15 protein-coding genes are annotated in these 17,968 nt (G+C 63.1%); 4 read left to right on the top strand and 11 right to left on the bottom strand.

Annotated elements, in window-relative coordinates; genetic code table 11:
* Positions 1-8 precede the first annotated feature (8 nt).
* The gene (locus ABIE24_RS15275; RefSeq protein WP_354501173.1) at positions 9-1,058 is read right to left on the bottom strand and encodes a D-2-hydroxyacid dehydrogenase; all 1,050 of its coding nucleotides are present in this window, start codon (positions 1,056-1,058) and stop codon (positions 9-11) included.
* Positions 1,059-1,255: 197 nt separating this feature from the next.
* Between ABIE24_RS15275 and ABIE24_RS15270 the strand changes: the two genes are divergently transcribed.
* Entirely contained in the window at positions 1,256-2,176 is a 921-nt protein-coding gene (locus ABIE24_RS15270; protein WP_354501171.1) for a DMT family transporter, read from the top strand.
* Here ABIE24_RS15270 and ABIE24_RS15265 read toward each other — a convergent pair.
* The 3 genes from ABIE24_RS15265 to ABIE24_RS15255 all read right to left on the bottom strand — a co-directional run bounded on the left by ABIE24_RS15265 (position 2,173) and on the right by ABIE24_RS15255 (position 5,868).
* Positions 2,173-3,153, bottom strand: coding sequence for a LacI family DNA-binding transcriptional regulator (locus ABIE24_RS15265; protein ID WP_354501169.1), 981 nt, complete (start codon positions 3,151-3,153; stop codon positions 2,173-2,175). The two genes, ABIE24_RS15270 and ABIE24_RS15265, sit on opposite strands and share 4 nt — an antisense overlap.
* A 319-nt stretch (positions 3,154-3,472) precedes the next feature.
* Positions 3,473-4,498 carry a Gfo/Idh/MocA family protein gene (locus ABIE24_RS15260; protein ID WP_354501167.1) on the bottom strand — a complete coding sequence of 342 codons (1,026 nt, stop codon included), beginning with the start codon at positions 4,496-4,498 and terminating at the stop codon, positions 3,473-3,475.
* A gap of 77 nt (positions 4,499-4,575) precedes the next feature.
* Positions 4,576-5,868, bottom strand: coding sequence for an ABC transporter substrate-binding protein (locus ABIE24_RS15255; protein ID WP_354501165.1), 1,293 nt, complete (start codon positions 5,866-5,868; stop codon positions 4,576-4,578).
* A gap of 427 nt (positions 5,869-6,295) precedes the next feature.
* On the opposite strand from ABIE24_RS15255, the gene ABIE24_RS15250 reads away from it, so the two are divergent.
* Together ABIE24_RS15250 and ABIE24_RS15245 are read left to right on the top strand one after the other, a co-directional pair.
* Positions 6,296-7,237, top strand: coding sequence for a carbohydrate ABC transporter permease (locus ABIE24_RS15250; protein WP_354501163.1), 942 nt, complete (start codon positions 6,296-6,298; stop codon positions 7,235-7,237).
* A gap of 6 nt (positions 7,238-7,243) precedes the next feature.
* Complete coding sequence (locus tag ABIE24_RS15245) at positions 7,244-8,065, top strand: carbohydrate ABC transporter permease (RefSeq protein ID WP_354501162.1); 822 nt, start codon at positions 7,244-7,246, stop codon at positions 8,063-8,065.
* A gap of 311 nt (positions 8,066-8,376) precedes the next feature.
* On the opposite strand, the gene ABIE24_RS15240 is transcribed toward ABIE24_RS15245, so the two are convergent.
* The 5 genes from ABIE24_RS15240 to ABIE24_RS15220 are packed head-to-tail and all read right to left on the bottom strand — an operon-like array spanning position 8,377 to position 15,372.
* The gene (locus ABIE24_RS15240; RefSeq protein WP_354501160.1) at positions 8,377-9,135 is read right to left on the bottom strand and encodes an SDR family NAD(P)-dependent oxidoreductase; all 759 of its coding nucleotides are present in this window, start codon (positions 9,133-9,135) and stop codon (positions 8,377-8,379) included.
* A complete protein-coding gene (locus ABIE24_RS15235) occupies positions 9,126-10,331 on the bottom strand; it encodes an ATP-NAD kinase family protein (protein ID WP_354501158.1) in 1,206 nt (401 codons plus the stop codon). Before ABIE24_RS15235 ends, ABIE24_RS15240 begins: the two co-directional genes overlap by 10 nt.
* Positions 10,298-11,860, bottom strand: a complete 1,563-nt coding sequence (gene gcvPB / locus ABIE24_RS15230; protein WP_354501156.1) for an aminomethyl-transferring glycine dehydrogenase subunit GcvPB — start codon at positions 11,858-11,860, stop codon at positions 10,298-10,300. Before gcvPB ends, ABIE24_RS15235 begins: the two co-directional genes overlap by 34 nt.
* Positions 11,857-13,278 (bottom strand): aminomethyl-transferring glycine dehydrogenase subunit GcvPA, encoded by a 1,422-nt coding sequence (gene gcvPA, locus ABIE24_RS15225; RefSeq protein ID WP_354501154.1) that lies wholly within the window; start codon positions 13,276-13,278, stop codon positions 11,857-11,859. The genes gcvPB and gcvPA overlap by 4 nt, the downstream gene beginning before the upstream one ends.
* 3 nt (positions 13,279-13,281) lie before the next feature.
* Positions 13,282-15,372 carry a beta-galactosidase gene (locus ABIE24_RS15220; RefSeq protein WP_354501152.1) on the bottom strand — a complete coding sequence of 697 codons (2,091 nt, stop codon included), beginning with the start codon at positions 15,370-15,372 and terminating at the stop codon, positions 13,282-13,284.
* Between the two features lie 146 nt (positions 15,373-15,518).
* Between ABIE24_RS15220 and ABIE24_RS15215 the strand changes: the two genes are divergently transcribed.
* Entirely contained in the window at positions 15,519-16,175 is a 657-nt protein-coding gene (locus ABIE24_RS15215) for a GntR family transcriptional regulator (protein ID WP_354501150.1), read from the top strand.
* Positions 16,176-16,184: 9 nt separating this feature from the next.
* On the opposite strand, the gene ABIE24_RS15210 is transcribed toward ABIE24_RS15215, so the two are convergent.
* Positions 16,185-17,087 carry a carbohydrate ABC transporter permease gene (locus tag ABIE24_RS15210; protein WP_354501148.1) on the bottom strand — a complete coding sequence of 301 codons (903 nt, stop codon included), beginning with the start codon at positions 17,085-17,087 and terminating at the stop codon, positions 16,185-16,187.
* The gene (locus tag ABIE24_RS15205; RefSeq protein ID WP_354501146.1) at positions 17,084-17,944 is read right to left on the bottom strand and encodes a carbohydrate ABC transporter permease; all 861 of its coding nucleotides are present in this window, start codon (positions 17,942-17,944) and stop codon (positions 17,084-17,086) included. Before ABIE24_RS15205 ends, ABIE24_RS15210 begins: the two co-directional genes overlap by 4 nt.
* Positions 17,945-17,968: the final 24 nt, after the last annotated feature.

Below are 17,968 nucleotides of genomic sequence, written 5' to 3'. Positions count from 1 at the left end.
GGCCGTCTCTAGTAGAACTCGTGCGTGTTCACAACGTTGCGAAGCGGCCGTCCGTCGAGCAGCCGCGTCGCGTTCTCGGCGAACAATTCGGCGATGAGCCGGTCTTCGTCGTCCGTGATGGCCGCTCCATGCGGGCTGATGATGACGTTGGTCATATCCCACAGCGGGCTCGACTCCGGGAGCGGTTCCACGGCGAACACATCGAGCGCTGCGAAACCGACCTGCCCGCGCTGCAGAGCATCCACCAGTGCCGATTCGTCGACGGTGGATCCGCGACCCACGTTGACGAAGGTGGCCCCGTGGCGCATTGCGGCGAACATCTCCTCACCGAACAAGTCCTCAGTCAGCGCAGTCCCCGGGAGGGCAAGGACCACGCCATCGGCGTTCGCGAGCACGTCACCAAGCCGCTCCATAGGGACGATGGTGCTGACGCCGGGGGCATCGACCTCGCGGCGGTGCACGCCGATCACCCGGGCGCCGAGCGATGCGAGTTTCGCAGCAACAGCCTTACCGATGTTTCCCAATCCGACGACGATGATCGTCTGCTGACTCACCCGCCCGAGCGTCCATCTCAACGCCCACTGGTGCTGCTTCTGGAATCCCTGCAGTTTGTCCAGATCCTTCGCACCGGCGAAGATCCCGAGTACGGCGAACTCTGCAAGTGGATCAGCATGAACACCCGCTGAGGTGGTGAAGAGCACCCGTTCGAGTGCGTCAGCGGGCAAGCCAGCTTCTGCGACGTGTGCACCGCCACCGGCCCGGGAGGTGTGGACCCAGCGCAGGCGGCTGTTCGCCATGACGGTACGATGCAGCGCCTCCGCTGATTCATCGGGCAGTCCGTACAGGGCGTCGGCGGAATCAACCATCTCCTCGAAGCGCGTCTGTTGCGCAGGTGTGCGAACGACGGCCGGATCGCCTCCGTGATCGCCCGGGTATCGGGACGGTCGCAGCAACGACTGGTCGCGCACGACCGTGACGCGGGGCTCCAGGCGCTCAATCAGTTCGCAGTGTTCCTCACTGAGTACGGTGGCGGCAACGACGAGAAGGGTCTCAGGCATGGGCAGTGCACTCCGGTCTTGCGGATTCGTAGGTTGATTTCAAGCCTACGCAGCAGAGCGCAGCGGGCACTTGTCCGCAGCCGACAAGATTCGCACGAGCCGGTAACCCAGCGTCGTCACAGCAGCACGAATTGACCGTGAGCGCCAGATGTCGGGCTGGTGCGTCCACCGGCTGGAATTTCTCCTAGCCTTCACGGGTGACCGCTGGTGCCGCCGCGCAACCCCGCCCCGCCCTCGTGGCCGTCCAGTTCGGCATCATCGTTGTCGTCTTCGGCTCGAGCTTCGCGCTCACGCATCTCGCTCTCGAGGACGTGAGTGCAGTCCAGCTCGGCTTGGTGAGGCTTGCCATCGGGACGGCCGTGATCGGGTTACTCGTCGCCGTTACCCGGCAGCGGCTACCTCGTCGACCCCGGGTCTACCTCCATTTTCTCGTCTTCGGGACAATAGGCGTCGGCATCCCGCCGTTCGCTTTCGGTCTTGCGCAGTACGAGATCCCGTCGAGCATTGTCGCGATCTACAACTCGGCTTCGCCGATCGCGACCGCGATGCTTACCCTCGCCGTACTGCGGGCCGAGCGTTTCACCGTCTTGCGGATTGTTGGAATCGCTTTCGGGTTCGCGGCGGTTGTGCTGCTGGTGTCCCCGTGGGATAGTGCCGGGTCGTCGGCGCCCCTGATCTATCATCTGCTGTGCGTGGCTGCGCCGGTCGGATTCGCAGCATCCGTCGTCTACTTCCAGGTCTTCCTCACCCCGCAACGCATCGAGCCCCTGACCAGTGCCTTCCTGGCGAGCGCTGCTGCACTTCTCGTTGCGCTGCCGCTGATACCACTCGCTCTGTCCCCCGTCGGCATCTCCGGCCCAGGGACAATCGTTGTGATCGTCATCCTCGGTGTCGTGGCGAGCGGACTGGGCGCTGTGGCGAACATTGGGGTGTTGAATGCGTGGGGCCCGATCGCGCTCACCACTACCGCCTATCTCATCCCGGTAGTCGCTCTGACGATCGGTGTTGCGCTCCTCGGGGAGCGGTTGCGCTGGACTGACCCGGTCGCAGCAGTGGTCATTCTGGCAAGTGTGCTCTTGGTTCAACGACCGTCCCGGCCCGACGCTCCAGTGACCTAAGCGCTGTCTCGCACGATCAGTCGCATGAACCCGTCCCGATCTGTGGGCGGTCGGTCTGGCTGGCCGTCTATGGCCCGCATGACTTGATCGAGGATGACCTCCGCGTATTCGTCGACGTTGATCTCCACCGTGGTGATGCCTACCCTCGCTAGCGGGATGTTGTCGACGCCGATGACAGCAAGCTCACGTCCAGCCCGAAGCCCCTTTGCCTGCAGGGCAGAGACCAGCATGATGGCCGTTTCGTCATTGTGGGCGGCGACGGCAGTAATCGGGTCCGGACCGCTCAACCAGTCATCGATCGCCGCGAACGCGGCATCCACGTCACCGAGAAGGAGATCGCGTCGCATCAGAGGCGGCAAGCCAAGCTTCACACGAGCGTCCTCGGCACCGGCGCGACGTTCTGCGGCAATCAACGCAACCCGCGGATTGTCGAGGTCCGCATAACCGATGCGGCGATGGCCCCGGGAATGCAGATACTCGATCTGCATTGCCCCTGCGCGACGATGCGGGAACAAGCCTTCCACTCCGACCAGGCGAATCGGAGATGCGGCACTGGGCAAGGAGGGAACCGCCATCCCACCCATCGAAACGATCAAGTCTGGTGCAACGAGACCCCAGAGCTCGGACAGTGGGCGGGTCTTTTCGTCGAAGCGATGAACCATGAGGACGAGTCCACGCGCCGCAAGGGCTTTGTCGAGCACCGCGATCAGATGATCTGCAACATACCCGATCGTGTAATCGTGCACGAGAGCCAGGACGATCATGCTTCGGCCGAGGCGCAGCGAACGGGCTGGCCCGTGAGGAACATGACCCAGTCTTTGTGCCGTTTCCCGAACCAGGTCGCGCGTTGCCTGAGAGATACCGCTGCCCGGCACATCGTTCAGCACATAGCTGACGGTAGCGCGGGAGACGCCGGAAGCCCGGGCGACGTCGGCGGTCGTCACGCGTTTGCTGGGCACATTGGTGGCCTCGGTCACTGTTTCCTCCTCCGGCACCGTCGAGATTGATCCGAGTCGCTGCTAGCGACGGGCCCCGATCATCGCTTCGACATCATCGGCCGGAGCGAATGGTCGGGTGGGTCTGTTTCTCTCCATCCGCTCGTGAACCATCCAAGCCTTGACGACTGTGACCGAGCGTATCGACGAATTGGCACGTGGACATATCATTTGCGCGCCAATCGGAAGCCGATCACCTCCCATTCCACGGTCGGGACCCGCCATAGCGCTGCCGATGCAAGAGCTGTGGTCCTCCAGCATCGACCAGTACGAGGGACCACAGCTCGTACCCTGGAGAGGCCTAGCCTCGGGAGGCCGCCAGTTGCTTGGCGATTTCGTCGGTCACCCGTAATTGTGCGATGGAAGCTTCGAGTGGATGCTGCGGCGCCTCTGTCAGTCCCTGGGCGACGTGGATTGCCGCCCAGGAAGCTTCGCGCACGAGGGCGTCGTGTCCGACCAGGCCGGTCGTGTCCTCGTACCGGGCGACGAGTCGGTTGTCGGCGTCGTAGACCGACAGGGGATTCGGCATCGGGAAGCGTCCGTCGACGGTCAGCCGGCCGGATGTTCCCGAGACCGAGGCCTGACTGGGCGTAAACGCGAGCAGGGTTGAGGAAATCGTGGCGTGGACGCCGTCGGTTCCGCGTAGGACCGCCGTAGATTGCGCATCCACCCCGGTTCTCGTGAATTCGCCTTGGGCGGAGATCAGGCTTGGGACACCAGCGAAATGCAGGGCGCACCAGGCCGCATAGATGCCGACGTCGAGGAGGGCTCCGCCGGCGAGGGACGGTTCGAACAGGCGTCCGGCGGGATCGAACGGAAAGTACCGGCCCACCTCGGCCGAGACGAATGCCACGTCGCCGAGCGCGCCGTCGGCGATGAGCTGGTCAGCAACGTCGACCCACGGTTGAAACCTCGACCACATGGCCTCCATCGCGAATACCCCCGCTGCCCGTGCCGACTGTGCGATCGCCTCTGCGTCGGCCGCCGTCGGCGCGATCGGTTTCTCGATGAGCACGTGTTTGCCGTGTGCGATTGCGAGTTCGGCAAGGGGACGATGGAACGAGTGCGGGGACGAAATGTAGACGATATCGACGTCGGAGGACGCCACGAGCGCTTCGTAGGACCCGTACGCGGTCGGGATCCCGTGCGACCGGGCGAACGCCTCGGCCCGATCCAGCGTGCGCGATCCAACAGCAGTGATGCGTTGATCACTGAAGCCGTGCAGGGATGTCGCGAACGCCGAAGCGATGGCCCCCGGCGCTAGGACGCCCCAGCGGAGAGTCGGTCCTCCACGGAGCGCGGGAAGGCGTGGTTCAGGGAGCCGCATGTTCCTCCAATGGAGCGGAGCCGGGCTGACCGCCCGACTCCGCTCATTTTGTTCGACTATTCAGTTGCCTGGTCCCGCTACTTCTTGGCGATGAAGGCTTTTTGTTCCTCATCAAGTGCGGCGATGACATCCTTCGCCGAGTTCTGACCGAGGTACATGCCCTGGATGCTCGGGCCGATGGTGGCATCGAGCTTCGGGTCCTCCCAGTACTGGGCATAGAAGCTGACGGTCTCGCCGGCGGCCTGCTTCGCGCTGAGGAGTTTCAGGCTCTTGTCTTCGATTGCCTCGCCGGTCGGAATCGCCGGGAGCACCCCGGACAGCCCCTTTGCGAATGCACCGCGCTGCTCGGCCTGCGCGAAGAAGTCGACGAACTTCAGCGCGGCATCCTTGTTCTTCGCCTTCGCGTTCACAGCGATGCCCTTGTTGTTGTACAGCAGGACGTTCTTCGTGGCCGGGTGCAGTTCGAAGTTGACGTTCGGGCCCTTGGCGACCCAGGCAGCCTTCTGGTTGGTCGGTGCCATCGAGCCCAACGCATCACCGGAAACGAACATGTCGTCCTCTTTCGCCTGGTCAATCGCGATGGCATCCTTCGGGAAGCATCCGGCGTCGATCATCTTCTCGTACTGCTTCATCGTCTTGACCCACATCGGGCTCTCCGCGTACGTCGACGATCCGTCGGAGATCGGCGCCATGATGTCGTCCAGGGACTTATCCCCCATGAAGTCACCGTAGAACCCAGCGAACCCGCGGTTGTTGCTCGACGGCGTGGCGGATCCCTGGGCGAACGGAACCTTCCCCTTCGCCTGTGCGTCGGAGCAGAACGTGAACAACTCCTCCACCGTAGTGGGCGGGGTCAGCCCGACCTCCTCCATCGCATCCATGTTGTACCACTGCGAGAACGCGAGCATGGTCGTCGGCATCATGTAGGTCTTGCCGGCGGTCTGGGTGGCGAGCTGGATGCCCTCCGGAATTTCAGACACGAACGCGTGGCTGGAGAGATCCTCGAGGTAGTCGTACTGGGCGAATTGCTTCTGCGCAACTGCGTTGCCCCAACCGGCCCAGACCAGAAACGCGTCCGGAGCAGCCCCGGACGCCAGCTGAGTCGGCAGGGACGCGAAGTACTGCTCGATGCTTGCCTCGACGAGGGTGACGGTCACGTCCGGGTTCTCTGCCTCAAACGCCTCGATCACGGGCTTCAGCGCGGGAGCCTCCGTGGACTGCCAGGCGAGGGTCAACTCACCGGTTGCCGGACCAGCGGCGCTGGGCTTGGCGGACGAAGCAGCGGGACTCGCCCCGGAAGAACAGCCCGCGAGCACGACAACGCCGGCGACAACGAGCGCTGCGCTGGCTAAAATTCTCCGTTGAATCACTGTGCGTACCTTTCGTTTCTTGGTGGAAGAGCGATCGAATGCCCGCGTGAACGTTCCCCTTCATCGATCTCTCGAAGACTAACCACCCGGCCAGGGTTCGCGCTTGTCCGCCCGCGACATGCTGATGCGTGACCGCGACCGCGTAGACCGCGGTGCCCGACTCGCCTCCCACGCGCAGACCCGGTCGCCAGCCTGAGGTCTGTCGGCCCGTGACCGACGGACATCGATTCAGGTCCCTGCGTCCTTCGCGGACAACCGAGTGGCTGGGAGACGCAAGTGTCGGGAAATCTCCCGTGCGATGCTGGGATCGTGAATGTCACAGTCGTGAACACAGAACTTGACCGACTCGCGGGCACGCCGAGCATTTCCGGTCTGAGCGAGTTGCTTCGCCGCCCGGCCGAGGCGTCGACGAGAAGGGAGGGTTCGCGTGGCTAAAACACTCGACTCGGCACCGACAGTCACACTGCCTGTAGCCCCCTCGACGCCGGGGACCTCCCGAGGTCGGCGCCGTCGCCGACCGCGCATGTGGCTCTTCGTCCTCCCGGCGATCGTGCCGTATGCCCTGTTCGTGATCATTCCGTCGGCCCAGGGCGTCGCATTGTCCTTCACGGACTGGAACCTCCTGGACCCTGTTTCGTCTTTCGTCGGAGTTGACAACTACATCGCCTTCACCAAGGACCCGGATGCGATGCGAGCCTTCACGAACACGATCTTCCTCGTCATTGCGACCGTCATTCTGGAAAACGTCATCGGTCTGGGTCTGGCGCTCGGCATCAACACGAAGATCAAGAGCCGTGCGGTGCTCCGCGTGGTCTTTTTCGCTCCGGTAATCATCGTCACCGTGGTCATCGGGTTTCTGTGGCGGTACATCTTGCTCGGCGACGGCCCGTTCAACCAGATCCTCGAGGCCGTCGGCCTCGGAGGACTGGCGCAGTCCTGGCTCGGCAACCCGGACACCGCTCTCTGGGCGATCGCGGTCATGACGGCGTGGCAGTTCTCGGGTTACACGATGGTGATCTACCTGGCGAACCTGCAGGAGGTGCCTCAGGAACAACTCGAGGCGGCGGAACTCGACGGTGCCGGCTCGATCAAGAAGTTCTGGCACATCGTCCGGCCGTTGCTCGGTCCGTCGATCACGGTCAACGTCGTGCTCTCGACGATCCGCGGGCTGATGATCTTCGACATCGTCTGGGTGACCACGCAGGGCGGCCCCGCCAACCTCACGAATTCGCTCTCCACACTGGTCTTCCGGAGCGCGTTCCAATTCCAGGAGTTCGGCTACAGCCTCGCGATCGCCGTCGCACTCTCGCTGCTGGTAGCCGTCGTCTCCATCTTCCAGTACGGCATTCTCGCAAAAAAGAAGAGGTGAACGGCTGTGAACCGATATACGTGGAAGACGGGCGTGCGCGAGGGCATCATGCTGCTCATCGCCTGCTGCACCCTGTTCCCGATCTACATCCTGGTGAACATCGCGGTCCGCCCGGTCACAGATTTGTCGTCACCCTTGATTCCGACGTCGTCGCCTACGGTCGACAATTTCGTCGCCGCCTGGACGGGTTCCGGGCTTGGCGACGCTCTTCTGAACAGTTTGGTAATCACGGCGGTCAGCGTCTCGATCCTGATTCTGCTTTCGTCACTCGCCGCGTACGGCATCGTTCGCATGACGACGGGATGGTCGAATACGACTTTCTACCTGTTCATGATCGGGCTATTCCTGCCCGTTCAACTCGGGATGATTCCGCTCTACAGATTCTTCGCGGCAAACGAGCTGTTGGGTTCCATCGCCCCGATCATCCTGATCTACATCGGCTTGCGCATGCCGTTCACAGTGTTCCTGTACGTGCAGTTCATGAGGCAGATACCTCAGGAGTACGAGGAATCGGCTTCGATGGACGGCGCAACCCCACGGCAGGCGTTCTTCAAGATCATCCTGCCGCTGTCGTCCGCGGTGACCGGGACGGCGGTCATCCTGAACTCTCTCTTCACCTGGAATGACTTCATGCTTCCGCTGCTCTACCTGGGCGGCACGGAGAGCCGCACCGTTCCGGTCGCGATCTACTCGTTCGTCGGCGACGCCTTCACCAACTGGCCGGTGCTGTTCTCCTGCCTCCTGATCGGGATGCTGCCGGTGCTGATCGTCTTCCTGGTGGTCCAAAAATCGCTCATCAAAGGATTTGCGAGCGGTATCAAGGGTTGAGCGAGAACGCGGCGGCCCTGGGCTTCGAAGAACGTCGGACTCGAAGTGTGGCTATTACGTGCGGCGCCAACGAAAAAGCCCCGGAGAGAAGCCAGAACTGGCGTCTTTCCGGGGCATACCGTGCGCCCGAAGGGATTCGAACCCCCAACCTTCTGATCCGTGGTCACTCCGGGATGTCCTATGGACGGTTTCCAGTCAGAGCATGCGGGAGCAAGCTCTGCATCGGTACCTGCCCAGCACCGCGTCCGACCTCCTGGGCTGGCCGGACGCGGTAGGTATGGCTTCGCTGCCGCGAGCGACGCGGACGGTGGTTAGGCGATTCCTCCCCCGTCGACAACAAGGGCTGAACCCGTCACATACGACGACTCGTCGCTGGCCAGCCAGACGACAGCAGCGGCGACCTCGCGTGGCTCCCCCATCCGTCCGAGTGGCCGGTCGGCCGCCTCTGCGAGGAACGACACGTCGTCCTGTGCGAGCTGGCGTGCCTCTTCACGGAGCATCCCGGTGTTCACATCGCCTGGGTTCACCGAGTTGACCCGGATGCCCTGTGGGCCGTGGTCGATAGCCAGCGCCCGGGTCATGTTCACCACCGCGCCCTTCGATGCGCAGTATGAGATCGCCTGGCCGCCGCCTTTGAGCCCCCAGCCGGAGCCAGTGTTCACGATGGAGCCTCCGCCGTTCGCGGCCATGATCGGCACAACGTGCTTGCACATCAGGAAGATGGAACGAACGTTGACGCCGAATACGCGGTCCCATTCCTCAACCGTCGTTTCGACGGCGGTCGTACGGCGGATGATGCCCGCGTTGTTGAACACCACGTCCACCGTCCCAAACGACTGAACCGTCTCAGCGAGAACCCGTTCGATGTCAGGTTCACTGGAAACATCGGCGGCGATCGCGATCGCCGACCCACCTGCTGCGGTGATCTCATCTGCGACGGCGGATGCGGCGTCCGCACGGAGGTCCACGACGGCGACTCGGGCGCCTTCTGCAGCGAACGCGAGAGCGGTCGCGCGGCCGATTCCGCCGGCCCCGCCGGTGACGATGGCGTTCTTGTTTTCTAGACGCATGAGTGCGCTCCTTCGTTTTCTGGTGCATGGACGGGGTAGACACTGGTGCGTCCTACCCCGGTTGTTACGGCGATGTACCCGCTGAGAGTCGTGTCGAGTTCACGGTCTCCCGTGTCGACCAGCAGCGGGCGTCCGCCAAGTGCGGTGAGTTTCTGTTCGGTCGCTACGACGCAGAGCGGGTCGGATCCGAGTGCCCGGAGAACCGCGGCTGATAGCTGTTGATTTCCTCGTCCGAGCAGGAACCCTTGCCCGCCGATGACGGTGACGATTGCTCGGGCCGGCGGTCCGGCTGATTCGGTGAGCAGGTTCAGCAGTTCCTGTTCGGACGCGTCGGCTAGTTCGACGTGCCCGTCACGGATGACGTCCACGCCGAGAGGCGTCTTGGTCAGCCCCAGTTGACGGGCGATCTCCATGGTGGTGCCGCCGGGGCCCAGAAGGTATCGGGTGCCTGGGCTCATGGTGGCGATGGCGCCGGACGCGGCGACGCGAACGCCGGCCGCTTCGGAGGCGAGTGTCGCGCTTTTCCGCGCCTGCGTCCGACCTGCCAGGAAGGGCACCCGCACGATGGCGAACAGGTGCGGGTCTACTCTCCCGGTTCGGATCGCCTGCTCGTCGACGTCGAGTACTTCACGGTTTTCCACCGGGAGGGGTTCCTCGATCCATCGGGTGGCGAGCGTCCCAGCAGCGGACGCGCTGACGGCGAAACACGCGGAGTACATTTTCACTCCCGCGGGGATTCCGAGCATCGGCAACCCAACAGGCAGCTTTGATGCGACGTCACGTGCTGTCCCGTCGCCGCCAACGAACAGTAGGAGGGACGCACCGGCTGCGGCGATCGCGGTGACCGCGGCCGCCGTGTCGTCCCCCGTTGACGGTTGCCTGCTGCTGTACACAACGTCGGCTGTCAGGCCGGCGGCGGTGACGGCGTCAGCGCCCATTTGTCCGGCCGCCGTCACGATGTGCGCGTCGGGGAACGTGGCGGCGATCATCGACAGTGCGTTGACGGCGCGGTCGATGCTGCGGGAACGCGAACCTTTGCTGTACGCGACGGCCTGGATGTCCGGTCCGTCGCTTCCTTTCAGGCCGGCCGGCCCGCCGATACCGGCGATCGGGTTGATCACCAGTCCGACGGTCCGGGCGGCGTGGACGTTGGAAGTCAACGTCAGCTGAAGTACTTGCGCTGGTAGGCCCGCCATGTGATTGCCCACCGTTCCGGGTCGTCCAGGTCGTCATGGTGGGTGTGATGCACTGTTTGGTTGTGCGGGGCTGACCGGATGACCTCCGGTGTTTCCCGTGCTTCCCGTGCCACTTCGGCGAGCACAGCCGCATACTCATCCAGTTCCGCCATGGAGTACGACTCGGTCGGTTCGAGGGTGAATGGTTGCGGGACGACGTACGGGTGATGGCTGGTCCAGTAATGCATGCCGAAATCAGAGGCGCGCACACCGATCTCTTCCGAGGTGATGCCGGTCTCCTCGTACAGTTCCTGCCAGGAGTACCGGACCTGCTCGATCCGGCGGCGCCCGACGGCGTACGGTGCTGAAGCTCCGGGGATGTCGAGGATTCGTTTCATCAAGTAGTTGTTGTTGAGGACGGCGATCTCAGCGACCGCTTTGATACCTTCAGGGCCGAGCGCGAGGATCCACGAGTAGGCACGGACCAGGTTGGGAGCAACTCCGTAGAACGGGGCGACTTTCCCGATCGACTGCGGACGGTCGGAGTCCAGGACGTAGCGGCCGTCGACCCGTTCGATGACCGGGCCGGGGAGGAACGGTGCCAGGGCTTCGGAGACAGCGTTCGCTCCTGACCCGGGCCCACCGGAACCATGCGGAGTACCGAACGTTTTGTGCAGGTTGAAATGGCACACGTCGAAACCTGCGTCGCGGGCCCGCGTAATGCCAAGGATCCCGTTCGCGTTGGCCTGGTCGTAGGAAGCGAGGGCGCCCACGGAATGCGCAAGGTCAACCCATTCTTTGACGCGCGGGTTGAAGATGCCGGTGTCCTCCGGGTTGGTGATCATGATCGCTGCAGTCCGCGGGCCGATGACGGAACGCAACGCGTCGGCATCCGGGTAGCCGTCGGCGTCGGGGTGCAGGGTGATGACTTTGTATCCGGCGGCTTTCGCCGTCGCGGCGTTGGAGGGGTGGCTGAAGATCGTTGTGATGACCTCGTCGCGTGTCTCTGCTTCGCCGTTTGCTTCGTGGTAGGCGCGGATCATGGCGATGTTCGTCCAGATTGCGGTCGACCCTCCGCTGGTGTGCAGGGACACCCGGTGCATTCCGGAGATCTCTGCGACGGCGCGTTCCAGGTTCCAGATGATGTCGAGGATGCCCTGGACGTCGTCGGTGTGCTGCAGAGGGTGCAGGTCGGCGAGCTTCGATGTGCCCACCAGTGCTTCGTTGACTTTCGGGGCGTACTTCATGGTGCAGGTGCCCTGGCCGACGTCGATGTTGAAGTCCGCGCCGAGGTTCTCCTGGCTGAGCCTCAGGTAGTGACGGAGGACCCGCATCTGTCCCATTTCAGGGAGGGCCGCTTTCTTCTCCCGTCGGAGGCCGGCGGGCAGGGTGCTGAGAACGTCGCCGACGGTTTCGCGGATTCCGGGTTCCGGCTGCGAGACGAGCACCCCGCGTTCTCCGGGTGTCGTCGATTCGAAGATGACCGGTTCGTCCCAGCGGGCCTGGTGGAAGCGTCGGATGGCGGGCTTCGGTGCGATGGGGAGGCTCATGCGCTTTTCTCCTCAGAGTGGCTGACGGCGGCGGGGTGGTGGGCGGTGTTGTGTGAGGTGACCGCTGTTTCAATGGCGGTGGACAACCGGTCGATGTCGAGTTGGGTTGTCATTTCGGTGACGCAGATGAGCAGTTCGTATTCGCCGACGATGACGCCGGGTTCGATTCCCTCGGCGCGGAGTGTCTCTACGATGGAATGGCTGGTGACGGATGCTCCGCTGAAGTCGATGACGAACTCGCGAAGGTGCAGGGCTGGGTCGGTGAGGGCAACTCCGTTGATTGACGACAGTTTCTGCTGCGCGTACTTCGTCCTGAGAATGAGCGTCTCACCGAGGTCGGCCATCCCCTGTGGCCCCATCAGGGCGAGGTACACACCGGCGGCGATGCCCCAGAGGGCGGCCGCGGTGCCCACCCATTCTTTTCCTTCTTCGCGTTGTGCGAAGGAAGTGCGGTCGTAGGCGACGTCGCCGAAGCCGATCTCCCCCGGCACATCGGTGGTTGCCAGCCCGAACAGGCGCGAGGGCATCTCCATCACGTACGCGGGGTCGTCGTGGACGGCGATGAACCCTCCGTGAGCTCCGCCGAACCACTGGTGCAAGCCAAGGGATTGAATGTCGCCGCAGACGATGTCGGCACCCTGGTCCGCGGGTGGGGTGAGTACGCCGTATCCGACCGGGTCAGTGCCGACGACGAGCACCGCGCCGACGGTGTGGGCCAGGTCAGCAAGACCCTGAATCGCTGCTTCCACGGCGCCGGTGTAGCTGGGCGTTTCCACCCAGACGGCAGCGACGTCGTCGCTGACGAGCGCAGCGATCTGGTTGACATCTGCCGTGCCGTCGACCGTGGGTACGAAGACGAGGTCGAGGTTCGGTCGGACGAAGTCGATAACTCGGGAGAGTTTGTCGGGCAGCACGTCGCTCGCGACGAGAACGCGGCGGCGCCCGGTCATCCGACCGGCCATCGACAGCGACGTTGCGGTCGCCTGGAATCCGTCGTAGGTGGGGACGTTGACGACGTCCATGTTCAGCAGTTCAGCCATCAGTGACTGGTACTCGAAGAGTGCTTGGAACCGGCCGTGATCTTCGTACGGTTCACCGGCGTACGCGGTGAGGAATTCGCTGCGGCCGATGACTTCGTCGACGACAGCGGGAACGTAGTGATTGTAAGTGCCAGCACCGAGGAAGCTCAGGCGTTGTTTCGTGCTGACGTTACGGTCAAGGATGCTTTCAACGTGACGGACGAGGTCCTGTTCAGCGGCAAGCGGCCCGGGCAGGTCGAGGAGCCGCTGCAGACGCAACTCTGCCGGGATGTCGGCGTAGAACTCATCGATTGATTCCGCACCGACCGCTTCGAGCATCGCCGCTTTGGTCTCCGGCGCTGAGTTCGGCAGGTAGGGGTGAACGAACGGTTGTGTCATGGGTTAAACCTCGATGTTCTTGGATGGGATGGTGACGGTCAGAAGGTCTTGGTCGTAACGGGCGGGGTGGCGGAGAACCGCAGCTCCGAGGCTGGGTACTTCAATGTGTTCGGTCACGTCCGTGCCGGCCAGCAGGTCGTGAGCGCCGGTGGGAACGGACACTGTGGCCGCGGTCGTTCCGTGGTTGAGCACGAACGTGTAATCCGTGGTCCCGTCTGTGCGGGTGACAATTTCGACGCGGCGGTTGCTGGTCGGGCGAGTGGGAAGTCCCGCCTCTTCGAGTACCAGACGGAGCAGTTCCTCGAGCGAGTCGTCGGTCAAAGCAGCGCTGACGTACCAGGCGGCGCCGTTCCCGTGGTGGTTCCTTACGATCGCTGCGCGCCCTGCGAGGACGCCGCCTTCGTACCGTGCGATGACGTCGGCGTCCGCGGTGGGATCAATCCATTCGGTCCAGATTGTGGCGGTGAGTGGCGTGGATTTGTCAGCTCCGGGAAGCGGGGTGATCGTTCGTTCTTGCCCGTCGGGAACCGGCCACCATTCGTCCACTTCGACGCCGAGGAGGTTTCGGAGTGGTCCTGGTGCCCCACCGGTGTGAACCTTTTCGGTTGGATCGACGACGGCGCTGAACGGCCCGACGATGAGGTGTCCGCCGTTTTCGACGAACGTGGTCAGCGACTGAGCCTGGTCATCATCGACGATGTACAGGTTCGGAACGACGATGAGGTCGTAGGCTGCGGTGAGGTCAGCAGCCTTGACGACGTCGACGGTGTGGCCGAGGGCGTACAACGCACCGTGCCAGGCGCGGGTTTGGGCCAGCCAGTCGAGTCGTTGAGACGGAAGCGAGTCCGGTGCGGCAGAGCCCCACCAGGAGTCCCAGTCCACGACCACAGCGGTTCGTGCCGTGACGCGCGTCCCGCGGATCGCGCCGAGTTTCTTGATTTCCGCGCCGAGGGCGGACGTTTCCTGGTAGCTGCGGCTGTTCTCACCGCGGTGGCCGAGCATCGCCGAGTGGTACTTCTCGGGTCCGAATTTCGCCTGCCGCCATTGGAAGAACATCGCCCCATCTGACCCGTGCGCGATCGCCTGGAGACTGTCGAGACGCATCCGTCCGGGTGCTTTCGGGACGTTGACGTCCCTCCAACTGACGGCACTCGGGGCTTGCTCAAGCAGAAGCCACGGCTGTCCGCCTTTCAAGGAACGCATGAGGCCGTAGTTCAACGCGGCCGGCACGTGCGCGTATGGGTCTGCGGGGTCCGGGTAGGCGTCGTCGGTGACCAGATCCTCTGCGGCGGCAAAATCCCAGTAGTTCAGTTCCTTGAACAAGCTCATGAAGTTGGTGGTGACGGCGATGTCCGGGGTGACCCGGCGGAGTACATCGATTTCGGCTTGGAACAGTTCGAGAAGCGCATCGGAGGAGAACCGTTCGAAGTCGAGCTGCTGCGTCGGGTTGATCGGTCCCATGGACGTACGGGGCGGTTCGATCTGCGAGTAGTCGGTGTAATTCTGACCCCAGCAGCTGGTGCCCCATGCCGTGTTGAGCGCGTCGATCGTGCCGTACCGTCGTTCCAGCCAACGCCGGAAATGTTCTGCCGATATCGGGCACCAGCAGCGTGGGACGTGGTCACCATATTCGTTGGAGATATGCCACAACGCCAGCGCGGGATGGTCCCCGTACCGGTTCGCCATCGCTTCGGTCAGCCGGAGTGCGTGTTCGCGGAACGTTAGGGAGCTGGGGCAGTACGCCTGGCGGGACCCGAATTCCAAGCGGGTGCCGTCAGCGTTGTGGGGCAGGACGTCGGGATGCTGGCGGACCAACCACGCTGGCGGTGTGGCCGTCGCGGTAGCGAGGTCGATCTTTATTCCATGAGCCCAGAGCAGGTCGATGACTCGGTCCAGCCATCCGAATTCGTAGGTGCCGGGAGTCTTCTCGATCAATGGCCAGGAGAAGACCGGCAGCGAAACGAGGTTGACGCCGGCTTGCTGCATGAGCCGAACGTCTTCCTTCCAGGTTTCTTCTGACCACTGGTCGGGGTTGTAGTCGCCGCCGTAGGCCAGCGCGTCGAGCCGGAGGGTACGCGGAGGGAAGGTCGTCATTAACTTTTTCTCTGTCTGATCAGTTCTGCGGTTTGCCTGTACATCACTTCGTGCACATTGTATTCTGTATACACAGACTAGATCGAAGGCAGACCGTGGTCAACCCATAAACTGGCCACATACTGCGCGGAAGCCTCGGAGGGCACATGGCAATCGAACGTAAGACTCTGCGCTCACAGGTGAGGGAAGAGTTGCTCGCGCGGATGCGCTCCGGTGCCGCCCAGCCTGGTGAGAGCATCAATGAGGTACAGCTGGCCGCCGAACTCGGCGTGAGTCGCACTCCCCTGCGTGAGGCGCTGATCGGCTTGGAAAGTGAAGGGCAGATCACCAGCGTCAATGGCAAGGGGTTCCGCTTCGTGGAACTGTCCGCGGAGGAGTTCGAGGAACTCGGGCCGGTTCTTGCCGCGCTTGAGGGCCTCGCTGTCGAACTCACTCCGCTCGACACGATGCGCGAGCTCGGCGCCCAGCTGGCTGGCTTGGCTGAGGAGTTCAACCAGAATCTGGCCGAACATGCGCTGATCGCTCGACGTGACGACGAATGGCATGAGTTGATGATCAGCGCCTGCCCGAACTCCCGTTTGGTGGACCTCATCGGTACCGTCCGGGAGTTGTTCCACCGGTACGAGTCGCTTCTCGTCCCGGATGAGGTCATGGTTGAGCGGGTGGCGGCGGAGCATGGGGACATCGCTCGCGCGTTGCAGCAGGGTGACATCCCGGCAGCGCAGAACGCTCTGCGCGAGAACTGGGTCAACGGCGCCAAACGCATCCGGTCGAAAGCCAGCATCTCGTACCTGACGCCCTGAACGAGCCGGTCATCCTTTGACTGCGCCGCCGAGAAGTCCGGCGATGAACTGTCGCTGGAAGATGAGGAACAGCACCAGGAGCGGGAGAGTCGCGATCAGCGACCCGAGCATGAGTCCGGAGTAGTCGATCTTCGACAGGCCGATCATGGTGTTCAGGGCGACCGGCACGGTGTAGTTGTCTTCCGTGTTCAGCATCAGGAGGGGCCAGATGAAGGCATTCCATTGGGTCATGAAGGTGTAGATGATCAGTGCGGCGATCTGCGGGCGCGCGATAGGCAGCACGATCCGGTAGAAGGTCCGCAGTTCGTTGGCGCCGTCGATCCGAGCCGATTCGATCAGCGAATCGGGGAAGTCCAGGAATGACTGACGCATGAGGAAGATTCCGAACGCGTTGGCGAGGAACGGGATGATGACCGCCTGATAGGTGTCGATCCAGCCGAGGCTTGCCATGATCTGGAACAACGGCACCAGCAGTACCTGCATGGGGATCATCATCGTGATAAGGATCAAGCCGAGGACGATACCGCGGCCGCGGAACCGGAACTTCGCGAGACCGTAGCCGGCCATCACACTGATCGTGGAACTGAAGGCTGTGTAAATGATGGCCAGGCCGAGGCTGTTGATCATCACTCGGCCGAAGTTGGTTTCTTCTTGCAGCCTGGCGAGGTTGGTCATCAGTTCCCCGCCCGGCAACACGGGCAGGGGGGTTCCAAACAGGGCGGAGGTCTGATGGGTGGAAGCGATCACCATCCAGAGGAACGGGATGAGGCTGACGATGCTTCCGATGGTGAGGATCACGTACGCCGGCAGGTGGCGCACGACGGCGGAACGTTGTCTGCGGCCCGTTCCACTTTCGCCCGGGTTCCCGGTCTGACGAACATGGTGACGGTCGCTCACGAGGACGCGGGTCATGGTTTCTCCCTGGTGAGCCGGAATTGGATGAGTGAGATGACGGCTGTGAGGATCACCAGAAGCCACGCGATCGCGGATGCGTATCCGAAGTCGAATTGTCGGAAGCCGACTTCGTACAGGTACAGCACTGGCGTCAGGGTTGCATTGTTGGGCCCGCCGCCGGTGAGGATGAAGTTCTCGTCGAACAGTTGCAACGCGCCGATGGTGGACGTCACGCCGGTGAACAGCAGAACCGGCCGCAGCTGGGGAAGGACGATCTTGCTGAAGATCGCCCACCGGCCGGCACCGTCAATCCGGGCCGCTTCATAGAGCTCTTCCGGGATGGCTTGGAGCCCCGCGAGGATGATCACCATGTTGTATCCGGTCCAGCGCCAGGTGATCGATGCGATCAGTGCTACTCGAGCCCAGGTTTCGTTGTTCAGCCAGTCGATGGGGGCCACGCCAAGCAAACCGATGATTTGGTTGACGGCACCGCCGTCGGTTGCGAGCATGACGCGGAAGACCACGGAGTACGCCACCAGCGTGGTGACCGCCGGCAGGAAATAGAGCACCCGGAACCCGGTCCGGAATTTCAGCCAGCTTTGGTTCAGCAGGTAGGCCAGCCCGACGGCGAGGCACATCATCAGCGGCACTTGGATGACGAGAAGGATCGCGGCGGTGCCGAGGCTTTTCGCGATCAGCGGGTCTGAGAACAGCCGGGCGTACTGGTCGACTCCGACGAACGTTGTCGTGCCTCCACGTGTTGCGAAGAAACTCTGCCAGAGGGATGCGATCAGGGGATACGCGAAGAAGAGCCCGAAGAGGACGATCGCGGGAAGGACGAAGAGTAACCCTGGACGTTGCTGTCGCCGGGCCAACGTTCGTGGTTGCTGCCCGGACGC

It is taken from the genome of Mycetocola sp. 2940, assembly GCF_040548835.1.
Lineage (GTDB): Bacteria > Actinomycetota > Actinomycetes > Actinomycetales > Microbacteriaceae > Mycetocola_A.
This window is presented reverse-complemented; position numbering and strand designations above follow the sequence as displayed.